The organism is Brevibacterium sp. K11IcPPYGO002 (assembly GCF_050920635.1).
Classification (GTDB): domain Bacteria; phylum Actinomycetota; class Actinomycetes; order Actinomycetales; family Brevibacteriaceae; genus Brevibacterium.
This window is the reverse complement of the sequence record NZ_CP131929.1, coordinates 2515842-2530215: the sequence shown is the minus strand read 5'-3', so window position 1 is coordinate 2530215 and position 14374 is coordinate 2515842. Positions and strand designations below refer to the sequence as shown.

The 14374-nt window shown below is 63.0% G+C and carries 10 protein-coding genes and 1 pseudogene; 7 read left to right on the top strand and 4 right to left on the bottom strand.

Annotated elements, in window-relative coordinates; translation table 11 throughout:
* Positions 1 to 3: 3 nt before the first annotated feature.
* Genes QYM46_RS11435 through QYM46_RS11425 form a run of 3 tightly spaced genes read right to left on the bottom strand, consistent with a single transcriptional unit; the run spans position 4 to position 3209 of the window.
* Positions 4 to 1074 (bottom strand): MerR family transcriptional regulator, encoded by a 1071-nt coding sequence (locus QYM46_RS11435; protein WP_432789025.1) that lies wholly within the window; start codon positions 1072 to 1074, stop codon positions 4 to 6.
* Positions 1075 to 1117: 43 nt separating this feature from the next.
* On the bottom strand, positions 1118 to 1531 hold the full coding sequence (locus QYM46_RS11430; protein WP_432789024.1) for a hypothetical protein: 414 nt from the start codon (positions 1529 to 1531) through the stop codon (positions 1118 to 1120).
* A gap of 46 nt (positions 1532 to 1577) precedes the next feature.
* Positions 1578 to 3209, bottom strand: coding sequence for an acetolactate synthase large subunit (locus QYM46_RS11425; protein ID WP_432789023.1), 1632 nt, complete (start codon positions 3207 to 3209; stop codon positions 1578 to 1580).
* 247 nt (positions 3210 to 3456) lie between these two features.
* Between QYM46_RS11425 and pheS the strand changes: the two genes are divergently transcribed.
* The 7 genes from pheS (at position 3457) to QYM46_RS11390 (ending at position 13244) form a co-directional block, all read left to right on the top strand.
* Positions 3457 to 4500, top strand: coding sequence for a phenylalanine--tRNA ligase subunit alpha (gene pheS, locus QYM46_RS11420; protein ID WP_432789022.1), 1044 nt, complete (start codon positions 3457 to 3459; stop codon positions 4498 to 4500).
* 1 nt (position 4501) lies between these two features.
* Positions 4502 to 7087 carry a phenylalanine--tRNA ligase subunit beta gene (gene pheT, locus QYM46_RS11415; RefSeq protein ID WP_432789021.1) on the top strand — a complete coding sequence of 862 codons (2586 nt, stop codon included), beginning with the start codon at positions 4502 to 4504 and terminating at the stop codon, positions 7085 to 7087.
* Positions 7088 to 7296: 209 nt separating this feature from the next.
* On the top strand, positions 7297 to 8148 hold the full coding sequence (locus QYM46_RS11410) for an SDR family NAD(P)-dependent oxidoreductase (protein ID WP_432789020.1): 852 nt from the start codon (positions 7297 to 7299) through the stop codon (positions 8146 to 8148).
* 142 nt (positions 8149 to 8290) lie between these two features.
* The gene (locus QYM46_RS11405) at positions 8291 to 8821 is read left to right on the top strand and encodes a GIY-YIG nuclease family protein (RefSeq protein ID WP_169252590.1); all 531 of its coding nucleotides are present in this window, start codon (positions 8291 to 8293) and stop codon (positions 8819 to 8821) included.
* A gap of 16 nt (positions 8822 to 8837) precedes the next feature.
* Positions 8838 to 9530 (top strand): DUF6308 family protein, encoded by a 693-nt coding sequence (locus tag QYM46_RS11400; RefSeq protein WP_432789019.1) that lies wholly within the window; start codon positions 8838 to 8840, stop codon positions 9528 to 9530.
* 418 nt (positions 9531 to 9948) lie between these two features.
* The gene (gene pabB / locus QYM46_RS11395) at positions 9949 to 12393 is read left to right on the top strand and encodes an aminodeoxychorismate synthase component I (protein WP_432789018.1); all 2445 of its coding nucleotides are present in this window, start codon (positions 9949 to 9951) and stop codon (positions 12391 to 12393) included.
* Positions 12390 to 13244: an aminotransferase class IV gene (locus tag QYM46_RS11390; protein ID WP_169252588.1), complete on the top strand. Its 855-nt coding sequence runs from the start codon at positions 12390 to 12392 to the stop codon at positions 13242 to 13244. Before pabB ends, QYM46_RS11390 begins: the two co-directional genes overlap by 4 nt.
* Here QYM46_RS11390 and QYM46_RS11385 read toward each other — a convergent pair.
* Positions 13142 to 14367, bottom strand: a pseudogene (locus tag QYM46_RS11385) (ISL3 family transposase). The gene QYM46_RS11390 and the pseudogene QYM46_RS11385 sit on opposite strands and share 103 nt — an antisense overlap.
* Positions 14368 to 14374 lie beyond the last annotated feature (7 nt).

Below are 14374 nucleotides of genomic sequence, written 5' to 3'. Positions count from 1 at the left end.
GTGTCAGTGGGCGGGGGCCTGGCACGGCATGAGGACGGTGGTGAAGTCTCCGTCATCAGCTGAGCGCAGGATGACGGGTTGATCCGACGCAGTGACGTCGAGGATGAGATCGTTTCCGAGCGCATTGGTCACCGCCGGATGCAATGTCGTGAGTTCGAACCACAGAGTGAGTTCGGAGCTGTCTCCGGTGCCGTCGATGTCAACGGAGTCAGCGGGGTGCAGAACCTGCACCCCGCTCGCAGAGAGTCGCAGACTGACCTTATCCGGGGCCTGCTGTTCCATTGTTTGCAACAGCTGCCGGCGGTCGATCATGTAGTGGTGGACAGCTGTCGGCAGGGACGAAAAGAAGTCGCGAGCATCGGGGAACGGCTCTTCGATCAACGTGCACTGGCACACGGTGCCATCTTCGTGCACGATGCGCAGGAAGCCGTCGCCTGCCTCGAGAGTCACTGTCGGGCTTCTGCGGATCGCCGAAACGGTGTTCCGCAGGGCATGGCCCGATACGGTGCCTGCCCATGTCGTGCCCGCCGACCGGCTCGGCACCAGGGTGCGACTGGTGAAGCGGTAGCGATCCGTCGCCGCCAGTATGAGCGCGTCCGGTTCGACGCAGAGACGAACACCGTTGAGGACGGGGAAGTCGGGGTCGTCGGCAGTCGTCGCCAGAAGTTGGTCGACAGCCGCGGCGAAGACGGGCCCGGAAAGAGTACACAGTGATGTCGAAGCCTCCGACTGCAAAAACTCGGAGAGGCGCGCAGCCACAAGCTGTAACCGCGCAGTCTCGTCCGACACCCTGCGCATATGGTCATTCAGGAGCCGCAGCGATTCCGCGGAATCGGACGCAGTTTCGGCCGCGAAGAACCGAGAGACATCGGACAGCGGCATTCCGAGCTCACGAAGCTCCCGCAGTCGCTGCGCCGTGTCTATCTGTTCCTCACTGTAGAAGCGATATCCGGTCTGGGAGTCGACATGGTCAGGGCGGAGGACGCCGGCATCGTCGTAGAAGCGCAGCGCGCTCGCCGTCAGCCCCACTATTCGGGCGAACGTCCCGATCGGCATCAAGTCAGAATCAGTCACCCGAACATTGTCCGGTCTCAACCGACTTGAAGGTCAACCCCTGTCACTCGTCGTCTAACCCCTCCAGGCTGTCCGGGGGAGTGAAGTAGGCCTTACGCAGGTAGAGCATCGCACCACCGCAGACCAAAGTGATGACGACCGCGGTGACTGCCACCTCGATGACATCTGCTCCGCCGACCAACAGCGACGGCAGAACGAACCCGCCCACCAGCGAGCACAGCAGCACAACTCCTAACGGAACGCTGCCGATGAAGCTCCTGACCTCGAGGCCAACACCACTTGCCCGAAACACAGACCAGACCACGATCGCCGAGGCGGTCGCCGCCCCGAACATGACCCAGAGCAGTGAATCGATCGGCCGATCCCGCAGGAGTGCCTTGACGATCTCGCCGAGGGATCCCCACGCGCACAGCGTGGAGACCCCCAGCAGAATCGTGAAGATACGTGACCGTATCAATTGGCCAGTTGCCGGATCAGGGTCGGAAGCACCAAAAAACAGTGCCTCACCGCTGTCCCAACTCGTCGATGAGCACGCGTTTGTTCTCCGAATAGTCGATGGGCACGACGACAACGTGCACACCACCCGCCGCGAACGCATTCTCCAGGGCGTCGCTGATGCTGTCGACATCCTCGACGCGGGTGCCGGTGGCCCCATACGACTCCGCGTACTTCACGAAATCAGGGTTGCCGTAAGTCAGACCGTAATCGGGGAATCCGTCCGCAGCCTGCTTCCAGCGGATCATGCCGTAGGCGTTGTCCTCGAGGATGACGACAACAAGATCGAGACCCAAACGCACGGCGGTCTCCAGCTCCTGGCTGTTCATCATGAACCCGCCGTCGCCGACCACGGCCATGACACGACGCTCCGAGTAGGTCAGCTTCGCCCCGATCGCCGAGGGCAGCCCGGCGCCCATCGTCGCGAGAGCATTGTCGAGCAGCAGGGTGTTCGCCCGGGTCGTGCGGTAGTTGCGGGCGAACCAGATCTTGTACATTCCGTTGTCGAGGGCCACGATCCCATCGGTCGGGACCACGTCACGGACCTCCTGGACGATCCGCTGGGGGATGAACCGATCCTCATCGGCTCCCTCGTGGATCTTGATGAGGATCTCATCACGCATCGGCAGGAGCGCCTCTGCGGTGGGCACGGGGCCGCCGAGCACCTCGGCGAGCTTGTCCAAGGACGGACCCAGGTCACCGATGACCTCGAACTGCGGGAAATACACCTGCTCGACGATGGCGGGACGGTACCCGATGTGCACGACCGTCGGCCCGTTCTCGTCCATCGTGAACGGCGGCTTCTCCGTCGTGTCGTGACCGATGGTGACGATGACATCGGCGGCATCGATCGCGTCGTGGACGTAGTCCCCGGACGTCAGTGCCGCCGTACCCATGTACAGATCCGACGCGCCCGTCACCGACCCCTTGCCCATCTGCGTGGTCACGTAGGGGATGCGCATCTCAGCGACGAAACGCGACAGAGCCTCGCTGCACGAGGCCCGGGAGGCATCCGCACCGAGCATGAGCAGCGGGTGCTTCGCCTCCTTGATGACGTTCGCGGCGTTCGCGATCGCCGTGTCTCCGGCGACGGGCCGACTGTTCGTATGCGGTTCGATGAGCTCGAATCCGTCGACCGGCATCCCCGCGATGTCCTCGGGCAGTTCGAGGTGCACCGGTCCGGGACGCTCGGCCTGGGCGGCGCGGAACGCTTCGCGGACCATCGTCGGAATCATCGCCGCCGAGCTGATCTGCTTGCTCACCTTCGTCAGCGGTTCCATCGTCGCCACCGTGTTGACCATCTGGAACGCCGCCTGCTCGGCCGTGCGGATGCCCTTCTGACCGGTGATCATGATGACCGGCATTCCGCCGAGGTGGGCGTACGCAGCCCCGGTCGCCAGGTTGAGTGCCCCCGGGCCCAAGGTCGTGAGCACGACCCCGGGCTTGCCCGTCAGCCGACCGTAGGTGGCGGCCATGAACGCGGCCGCCTGTTCGTGGCGGGTGAGGATGAGTTCGATCGATGAGTTCCGCAGGGAGTCGACGAAGTCGAGGTTCTCCTCGCCGGGAATGCCGAAGATCCGCTCGACGCCTTCGTTCTCCAGGGCTCTGACCATGACATCTGATGCACGTTGTGTCGTCATGTGCCCGACCTTACGCTTGTGTCGGCGCGAACCCTATGACCAGCCCCACACCACCGACACCGAGGCGGCCCACCCACCCAGCTGACGTACAGAACCGCGGGGCCGCCTCGGCGAAAGGATCACCTACCGAGGTGGACCACCCACCCAGCGGACCAGACCAGGGCCCTGCCGGGGGAGACGATAGACTGGCACGCGAAGAAGAATGACGTCCCCACAGCTGCGGGCAAGTACGGACAAAAGGACATTGATGACAGACCAACTCGACCCCTTGGACGAGTCGGCCGTGAAGCAGGCCGTCGACGCGGCACTTAGGGCTTTCGCGGATGCGACGACTCTCGACGAGCTCAAGCAGGCGAAGATCGACCACACCGGCGACAAAGCCCCGCTGGCGCTCGCCAACCGAGCCATCGGCTCGCTGGAGAAGGCCGATAAGGCCGCCGCCGGCAAGATCGTCGGCAAGTCCAGGGGACAGGTCAAGCAAGCCCATGACGCACGCCTGGCCGAACTCGAAGCCGAACGCGATGCGGCCGTGCTCATCGAAGAGGCCATCGACGTCACCCTGCCCACCGATCGTCGCCGCCTCGGCGCTCGCCACCCGCTGAGCCTCATCCAGGAACAGGCCGCGGACTACTTCGTCGGCCTCGGCTGGGAGGTCGCCGAAGGCCCGGAGATCGAATCCGAATGGCTGAACTTCGACGCGCTTAACTTCGGACCTGACCATCCGGCCCGCCAGATGCAGGACACGTTCTTCGTCGACCCACCCGAGGCCGGTCTCGTCCTGCGCACCCACACCTCACCGGTGCAGTCGCGGTCCCTGCTCGAACGCGGTGTCCCGCTCTACGTCGTGTGCCCGGGCAAGACCTTCCGCACCGATGAGCTCGATGCCACGCACACCCCGGTCTTCCACCAGATCGAAGGCATCGCCATCGACAAGGGCCTGACCATGGCTAACCTGCAGGGCACCCTCGACGGCTTCGCCCGCGAGATGTTCGGCCCGGAGTCGAAGACCCGACTGCGCCCGAGCTTCTTCCCGTTCACCGAACCGAGCGCGGAGATGGATTTCTGGTTCCCCAACAAGGTCGGCGGACCCGGCTGGATCGAATGGGGCGGCTGCGGAATGGTCCACCCCAACGTGCTGCGCGCCGCCGGCATCGACCCCGACGTCTACCAGGGCTTCGCCTTCGGCATGGGCATCGAACGCACCCTGATGCTGCGCGAGGGAATCAACGATATGCACGACATGGTCGAAGGCGATGTGCGCTTCTCGGCCCGTTTCGGAATGAAGGCTTGATATGCGCGTCCCACTGAACTGGCTGGCCGACTATGTCGATCTCCCAGCCGAGACCGACCCCCATGCCCTCGCCGCCGAATTCGCGGCCATCGGACTCGAGGAAGAGGACTTCTTCGGCCCCGAGATCACCGGGCCCCTCGTCGTCGGTCGCGTACTCGAACTGGTCAAGGAAGAGCACTCGAACGGCAAGACCGTCAACTGGTGCCGCGTCGACGTCGGCCCCGACCACAACGAGGATCTCGACGATCCGAAGGACCCGCAGCCCGGCCCCGAGGTGCCCAGCCGCGGCATCATCTGCGGTGCCCACAACTTCGTGCCCGGCGACCTCATCGTCGCCTGCCTGCCCGGAGCAGTCCTGCCCGGTGACTTCGCCATCGCTGCTCGCAAGACCTACGGTCACAAGTCCGACGGCATGATCTGCTCGGCCAAGGAGCTCGGCCTCGGCGAGGATCACTCCGGCATCATCGTGCTGTCGGATTTGGGATTGTCCGGTGAGCCCGGTGACGACGCGATCGCGCTGCTCGGCCTCGACCAGGTCACCCTCGACGTCAACGTCACCCCCGATCGCGGCTACCAGCTGTCGATGCGCGGCATCGGACGCGAATACGCACAGATGAAGGGTCAGACCTTCACCGATATCGGATCCGCCGAGGTGGCCCCCACCAACGCTGCCACCGACGATGGATTCCCTGTGTCGGTTGAGGATGCGAACCCCATCAACGAGGTGGCCGGCTGTGACCAGTTCACCGCTCTTCAGATCACCGGGCTGGATCCGGCCGCGAAAACTCCGTTCTGGATGCAGCGTCGCCTGCAGCAGGCGGGAATGCGTCCGATCAGCCTGACCGTGGATGTCACGAACTACGTCATGCTCGAACTCGGTCAGCCGTTGCACGCCTACGACACTTCGCTGCTCGGCGACGAGATCGTCGTCCGCCGTGCGACTGCGGGGGAGAAGTTCACGACTCTCGACGATGTGGAGCGCAAACTCGATCCCGAGGACCTGCTCATCACCGACCGCGGGGACGGCCCCAGCGGAAAGGGCGGGAAGATCATCGGCCTTGCCGGTGTCATGGGCGGAGCCGACGTCGAGGTCAACGACCAGACGACCGACGTCGTCATCGAGGCCGCACACTTCGACCCGATCTCGATTGCCCGCACCTCGCGTCGCCACAAGCTGTCCTCGGAGGCCTCGCGTCGCTTCGAGCGCGGAGTCGACCCGAAGCTCGCTCCAGTAGCCGCCCGTCGCTGCGCGGACCTGCTCGTCGAACTCGGCGGCGGTACCCTCAGCCCCGCCACCACGCAGGTCGGTCAGGCTCCCGAGCCGATGGTGCTCGACCTCAAGGTCGCCCGCGTCGCGTCGCTGGTCGGCATCGACTACACCGTCGCCGAGGTGACCACACTTCTTGAGGGCATCGGCGCGATTGTGACCGCCAAAGACGAGGAGACGGTGTCGGTGACCGTGCCCAGCTGGCGCACGGACATCACCGACGACGTCGACCTCATCGAGGAAGTCGCCCGCACCGGAGGCTATGACCGGATTCCGTCCGTTCAGCCCGCCGCTCGGGCCGGCAACGGACTGACGGTCGCGCAGAAGACGCGTCGCCGTATCTCGAACCTGTTGGCTGCCGACGGGTTCACCGAGGTGCTGTCGTACCCGTTCACGAACGACAAGCGCGATGACCAGCTGCGGCTCGAGGCCGATGATGTGCGTCGCAAGCATGTGCGTCTGGCCAACCCGATGTCCGAAGACCTGCCGCTCATGCGCACCAACCTGCTCTCGACACTCGTCGACCTCGTGGTTCGCAACCAGGGCCGCGGGGCGAAAGACGTCGCACTGTTCGAGGCGGGACTCGTGTCCACCTCGGCGGGCCTGCCTGAGGGGCCCGGACCGCGTCACCTGCCCGGATATCACCCGAGCGATGACGAGCTGTCGGAAATCTACGCTTCGGTGCCGCACCAGCCCTACCACTACGCGGGCATCATCTCCGGCAATGCGGAGATGCCCGGCGTCTGGGGCAAGGGCCGTAAGGCCGAGGCCACCGACGTCATCGACACCGTCCGTCGGATCGCTGAGACAAACGGCCTCGAGGTCACCGTCGAGGCCGACCAGATCGCTCCGTGGCATCCGGGACGGGCTGCGAAGTTTGTCCTTGCCGACGGTCAGGTGCTTGGCCATGCAGGTGAGCTGCACCCGAAGGTGTGCGAAAACCTCGGCCTGCCGGCGCGGACCGTCGCCTTCGAGATCGACCTCGACGCACTGCTGGCCCAAGACGACCTGCGAGCCTGGGACGGCGCTCTGTCGACCTACCCAGTCTCCCGCCAGGACGTCGCGCTCATCGTCGATGCCGAGCTGCCGACGCAGACTCTGGCCGCGACGCTGCGTGAAGGTGCCGGGGAGGAGCTCGAACTGCTAGAGACCTTCGACCTCTACACCGGTGACCAGCTGCCCGAGGGCAAGAAGTCGCTGGCGTTCCGCCTGACCTTCCGGGCCCCGGATCGTACGCTCAAGGCCGATGAGGCCTCGGCGATGCGTGAAGCGGCGACGAAGCTGGCCGCCGAGCGTCACGGCGCTGAAGTCCGCAGCTGAGAACAGTGCGTCACAGAGCCCGGTCGACCGTTACAGTGGTTCGACCGGGTTCTGTCGTATCCGCGCCGCGCGCCGCGGCATCGAGCCCGAGAGCGACCGACCACGCGGCGGTGTGAATCCGCATCGCGCGCCACGACAACTGACCACCCGCAGTCGACCAAGAAAGTGGAGTCCCGACCATGTCCGAGAAGCTGCCTTACGGAACAAACATGCCGACCACCGACGGAACCTCTGAAGCGACCGCGGTTCCGTCCGAGACGATCGCGCTCATCACCGGCGGCGCCCGCGGAATCGGGCGTCATCTGTCCGAGGCGTTTGCGAAGGCTGGCTATGACGTGATCGTCACGGCCACCTCGGCGGAGAAGGCGGAAGCTGCTGCTGATGAGATCGCTGAGGCGACCGGGGGAACGGTGACCGGTGTCGGTCTGCGCACTGATGACATCACCGCGGTGAACCAGCTGCGTGACTCTGTCGCCGAGCTCGAGAAATCGACGGGGAAGCGTCTGCAGGTGCTCATCAACAATGCCGGGCGCATCGAGTCGACCGAGGGGCCGTTGTGGGACGCCGATCCGGAGAGCCTCAAGGACGTCGTCGACGCGAACGTGCTCGGCGTCGCGCTCATGATCAACGTCTTTGCACCCGTATTGATGGCGGGCGCCCAGGCGACCGGCCGTCTCAGCCGCATCATCGACCTCAACTCGGGATCGGGGGCGAAGGGCACGCCGGCGTATGCAGTGTACTCGGCGTCGAAGGCAGCACTGTTCCGCATCGCCGACTCGGTCGTTCACTTCGGGCATGACAAGGGACTGCGTATCTTCGAGATGGCGCCGGGCGTCGTCGAGACAGCCATGACGAAGTCGATGCCCGTCCACGATTTCCGCCAGGGTGACGACTGGACCTCAACCGAGCAGGTCACCGGACTCGCGCTGGCTCTCGCATCGGGAACCTTGGACGCGTTCACTGGGCGATACGTCCGTGCCGGTGCGGATACGGAGGAGTCACTCCTCGTCGAGGCAGCCGATGGCCTGTCGGACACGACTCGACGGCTTGTGCTCGGCTGAGGCACTCATAGCTACGTCGTCGATTGCCGGTAATGAACGGACCGGGAATCCTCAGACAACTACACATTCTGCGCTCAAATATGGTTAGTCTTGAGCCAAGGTGAGGCCAGGACTGAAGACAACTCAAAGGAGAGTCGAGTTTATGATTATTGGGGCGTACGGACTGTTCTGGGAACAAGGGTTAGTTGAATGGGACGCTCGACCTTGGCGACTTCTAGGACGGCGAGGTCTGAACTCGGGAAGTCTCCGGATTGTTGATTTCAGGAGAGCGCGAGGTGTCTACATTCTTTATAACGACGTCAATGTCTACTATGTGGGGCTCGCAGTTGGAGCCAACGGTATTGGAAGTCGAATCCGCGACCATCTCGATGATGAGCATTCTCAATTGTGGAACCGGTTCTCCTGGTTTACCTTTGATTCTCCTGATGGCGAAGGAGCTATCGGTGACGACGGCGTAGAAACTGTGACTCAAACCTACAACGGAGTGGAGAATCTTGATACCAAAGATTTGATTCGCGATCTGGAGGCACTGCTACAGCAGGCGATGCAACCCCTGGCGAACAAAGCGATGACCAAGTTTGCTGATGGCGAAGAATGGTATCAAGTCGCCAGCCGTGTTCCTGAAGTCCTGTTGTTCGAACACTTGGCTCCACGGCTTCGACCGCGTCTCTGAAGAAAGCGAGTGTCTCATGGTCGACATTGACAGCGCCTTCCCCGAAGTCAGTTCCGACACGATAGATTTCGCTAAGAGTAAGTGTCTACTAGTTCTCCGGGACGATTTGACCCCTGGACGAGTCCGTCGGTATTACGACGCTAATACAAATTACGCTGGTTCCACCTTTGCTGGTCTTGAGCCAAATGTCTCGGACACAATCACTGCGACCGATCTGTTGGCGGTAACCACGCTGTCAGTTGACATTCCGGTACTAGCAGTGCGGCGAATTCTTGAAGACGAAGCCACCCAGAACGAACTCCGTGTTGCACTTGGGTCTCTCCCCACCTGTTCGCTTGAGGACACAGTTGAGCACGACTTTCCAGCAATGCAAGTATTTTACGACTTGGTCAAGTCGCTGCTGGCAAGAGCGGATACCAAAAGTTCGAATGCATGGGTGACAGCTAGCAAGATCACTGCACGAAAACGGCCAGGCTTGTTTCCGGTGCGAGATAACGTCGCGTGCAAGTTGCTGGGAATCGATCGTCTTGGTGATCGTGCGAAGGACTGGATTGTATTCCGTGAGTTGATGCGGGATAAGGAAGTACGTGCGGCTCTGACTGCCACAGTGTCAAAGGCAGAAGCTTTGAAGGACGAGCGGGTAGTTAGGTTTGACGTTCAACCGCTGAGGCAATTGGACGTAGCCCTCTGGACAGCCGAATCAAAATAGTCGGCTCGGGCTTCGCCGGTGAAGCGGGTAGAGCCCTCGTCGTGAAGGCTTAAATACCGACTATTTCAATGGTGGCTCTTGCCAAAGTGACCTATTGTGGCTTCCGTCGGCGGTTGCGGAGAATCGGAATCATCAGAACGAGTGCGCCGATGATGGGCAGCAGTGCCCAAAGCGGGTACCGGCCGCTGTTCGGGTCGGCCAGGAAAGCCACGTTCACGATCAGCCCGATGCCGAGAAGAATCCACCCAGTCAATTTCAAAGCTGTGAACACCGACGTCCTCCTGTCTCATTGGGTGTGATCGTGAGCGACGCTACCAGCTGCGCTTGTCTGTGGAATACGATTATTCCTGCCTCACATCCACGACGCACGGACGTCTGGATTCGATGAGGTGCCAGAGCTGCGTATGAGGAGGCAGGCGTGATCCGGACTCTGCTCATCGACAATGCCGATTCGTTCACGCTCAATCTTTTTCACCTCCTCGCCGAGGTGAACGAATGTGCGCCGACGCTTGTGCCCAATGATTGGACCGAGTTCGAACTGAGCGTCCTCGACGAATTCGACAATGTTGTCATCTCGCCTGGGCCAGGAACACCAGAAAGATCGGCAGACTTCGGCATTTGCGCCGAGGTGATCGAGCATTCCACGATCCCGGTACTTGGCGTATGCCTCGGCCATCAAGGCATCGCTCATGTGCACGGGGGAGCCGTGGTGCACTCTCCGGAGCCTAGACACGGTCGGGTCTCGGCGATCCGGCATACCGAGACCGAGTTGTTCGCCGGGATCCCCTCGCCGTTTTCGGCGGTGCGGTACCACTCCCTCGCAGTGACCGACTTGCCCGATTGTTTGGAGGCAACAGCGTGGTCCGAAGACGGAGTCATCCAAGCGCTCCGGCATCGGTCCAGGCCACAATGGGGAGTCCAGTTCCATCCGGAATCGATCGCCTCCGATGAGGCTCGGACCCTGCTGCGGAAATTCGCCGAGCTTACTGCGGCATGGAACCGGGGGACTGAGCATCAGGATGACGGTTCGGTCAATGAGGCGTGGGATGGCGAGGAGATTGTCTCGAAATCTGACCTCCTTGCAGGGACGTGCGCAGCGCTCAATCGGTCCGAAGCGACTCCCCACCCTGCTGACGATCGGCACCACTACATTCTCGACACCGATGTTCTCCCTCAGACATTCACCGACGAACGTCTCTTCGCCGAGCTCTTCGGTGACGAACCTGAGGCAGTTTGGCTCGACGGAAATTTACCTGGCAATGACTCGTCCCGGTTCTCGATCATGGGTGCGCCGTCCGGTCCGCTGAGCAAAGTAGCGACTGCCTCTGTGTCGGAAGGGACTGTCGAAGTCCGATCGGCCAGTGGCGAATCAAAGAGCTTCATTCAGTCGTCCGGATTCTTCGACTGGCTCGATATCGAGCTCGCTAGCACGACCGTCTCAGTGTCAGGCACAGAGGATGAACCGCCCAGCGCAGGATCCGAAACCCCCGACATACGTGCGGACAACCACGATCTGCCGTTCGATTTCCATCTTGGGTGGGTCGGCTATCTCGGCTACGAGCTCAAGACCGAGGTCGGCTCGCCGAACCAGCGCGAATCCGACCTGCCTGACGCCGTCATGATGTTCCTCGACCGCGCCCTCATCATCGACCACGAGACCGAGCGCATTCACCTTTTAGTGCTGCGTCGTGACGACGACCCCGCAGGCCGCGCGACAAACCAGGAATGGCTCGACTACACACGCACGCGGATCGCATCGATCCCCACCGATGAGGTCACTGGCGCTCATCAGCCGAGCACCGCCTCGGCGAAGGCGGACATCACAAACCCGGCGAAACGCCGCGATCCAAACCTCGTGGCACGGAACAGTCGGCACGAGTACCTCGACCTCATCGACCAAGTGCAAGAGAAGATCACCGATGGCGAGACTTACGAAGTCTGTCTGACGAACATGCTCGAGGGCACCGTCGATCCGCATGCGTCACCACTGGAGATGTATCTGCGGCTGCGTGAGGACAATCCGACGTCGTTTGGGGCGTTCATCCGCACGCGAGAGGCGGTGATTCTCAGCACCTCACCTGAGCGGTTTCTGCGGATTGGCGCAGACGGCCGGGTGGAGTCGAAGCCGATCAAGGGCACTCGTCCCAGGGGAGCGACACCGGCCGAGGATGAAGCGATCAAGGCTGAGCTGGCCGCTTCGGTGAAGGATCGGTCGGAAAATCTCATGATCGTCGATCTCGTGCGGCACGACCTCGGACGCACGGCCGAGCTGGGATCGGTGCAGGTGGACACGTTGTTCGGGATCGAGTCGTATGCGACGGTGCATCAGATGGTCTCGACGGTGAGTTCACGCTTGGCCGAGGATGCTAGCCCGGTGGCGTGTGTGCGGGCGGCGTTCCCACCAGGGTCGATGACTGGGGCGCCGAAGCTGCGGACGATGACGACCATCGAAGAGCTCGAGGCCGGCCCGCGTGGGGTGTACAGCGGAGCAGTCGGGTATTTCTCGCTCGGCGGTGCCGTCGATCTCGGCGGTGCCGTCGATCTCAGCGTCGTCATCCGCACGCTCGTCGTTCAGGGTGAGACTCTGAGTTACGGGGTCGGCGGAGCGATCGTCGCACTCTCGGATTCCGAGGAGGAGTACGAGGAGACAGTGGTGAAGGCGGCTCCGGTGCTGAGGTTGCTCGGTGGAGTGGAGTTCCCCGGCGAGGTTGTCGTTCATGCGAACGCCCCGTCCGAACTGAGGACACATATCCATTCGACTGAGCAGATAGGCGATGCTGACGTCCACACCATGATCCCCGCCGAGGAGGCCGGACCGACCGATACCGCTGTGGCCGAATACTCGGGTGGAGCTGAGCGATGAACGTGTGGCTGTGGAATCAACAGGATCACCGTTTCGAGGAGCCTACGACGGATATCAGCTCATCGAAGCTGATGGCCGCCGATTCGTGGCTTGTTGAAGACGGGCGGGTACGAGCGTTCGACCTCCATCGGACACGGTTCGGTGATGCTGCTGCGCAGGTGGGGATGGGTGATGCGATCACCGACGAATTTTGGGCGGCAGTGGTCGAGAAGATCTCGGCGAAGGGGGAGTGGTTTCCGCGCGTAGATGTCCTCGACGTTTCTCCTGACGCCGAACGTGAGTTGGCATTCCGGTTGCGACCAGCACCGACTCGGACGCAGGAGTTGAAGGTTCTCATCCCGCCATATTCCGACCCGCGAATCACTCCGAATCGGAAAGGCCCGGACATCGCTTTGCTTGAGCGTGTGCGGGAGGAAGCCGGTGAGCAGTACAGCTGTGACGAGGTATTGCTCATCAACGGGGACGGGTACGTCATCGAGGGAGCGACGACGAGCCTGCTGTGGTGGGATGAAGAGACGCTCTGTGCACAGGACCCGGAGTTAGGCGCACTGCCGGGAGTCACCTCGGCGGTGATCCTCGAGGAGGCCCGCGCTCGGTCGGTTCCGATCGAGTTGCGGCGAGTGCGGCCCGAGGAGCTTATGGAGCACGAAGCATGGCTCGTCAACGCGCTCCACGGGATTCGGCGAGTGAGCGAACTCGTTGACGGGCGTGACCTTCACGACAGCGTGCAGCGCGGCGATGAGCCGAATCAGATTTGGGCTGGGCATAGAGGCGGGCCCCATGCGGATGCGGTCCGGCTCGGCCGTTGGCGTGAATGGTTGGAAACGATTAGGGTCGCTCCGGGCATGTGAAGGCTCCGGGCGATGTAGTTGGTCAGCTTGCGGAACCCGAGTGCGGAGCCGCGCAGGTGTTCGAGCCGTCCGTTGAGCGCCTCGGTCGGCCCGTTGCTGGTGCCGGGTCGTTCGAAGTAGGCGAGCTGGTAGACGCCCCAGGCCGCCTCGACCTCGACGTGAGCGTCATCAACGAACAGCGCGCGTAGCCTGTCGCTCTGCTTGTCGGTGAGCAGGTCCGCGCCGGTGTGCAGCGTGCGCCGCGACTTGTAGAGCGGGTCGTCCCTGAACCCACGGTGCCCGTGGATCGCGAGTTGGACCCGGCGCCGGCACCTGTCGAGGGCGTCACCGGCCAGGCGCACGACGTGGAAGGGATCCATCACCGTGACCGCGTCCGGGATCTCCTCTGCAGCGGCGGTCTTGAACCCGGTGAAGCCGTCCATCGCGACCACCTCGACCGCGTCACGGAAGGCGTCGTCGCGGTCGGCGAGCCAAATCTTGAACGCCGCCTTCGACCGGCCCTCGACCATGTCCAGCAGCCTTGCTGGGCCGGCGCCATCGCGGACCGGGTGAGGTCGATGATCACGGTGACGTACTTGTCGCCACGCCTGGTGTGGCGCCAGACGTGCTCATCGACGCCAATGACCTTCACGCCCTCAAACCGCGTGGGGTCGTTGATCAGCAGCCGCTTGCCTTCAGCCAGGACCGCGTTGGTGGCGGTGTCCCACGCGACCCCGAGTCCCTCGGCGACACGGGCGACGGTGAGGTGTGCGACCACGATCCCTTCCAGCGCCCACCGCAGCCCGGTGCGCGAGAGCTTCGCGCGTGGCTCCGCCGCGGCGATGGTGTCTTGGCGCCACACGTGTCCGCAGTCGGCACAGCGGTAGCGGCGCACTACAACTGCCAGCACGGTCGGTCGCCAGACCAGCGGCTCATGGGCCAACCGCCGGATCACGGTGTCACGAGCAGCGCCTTCGCTGCCGTACCGCCGGCACCACTGATCTGGTTCCACCACGCGGCACGCGAGGACCGCACGATCCGGTTCAAGTCGTTGTCCGGTCACGCTCAGACCGAGGCCGTCGAGTCGAACGAAGGCGGTCAGGTCAAGGCGGCCGAAGCCGGCCGACGGGGTAGCGTCGGACACGTCGAGG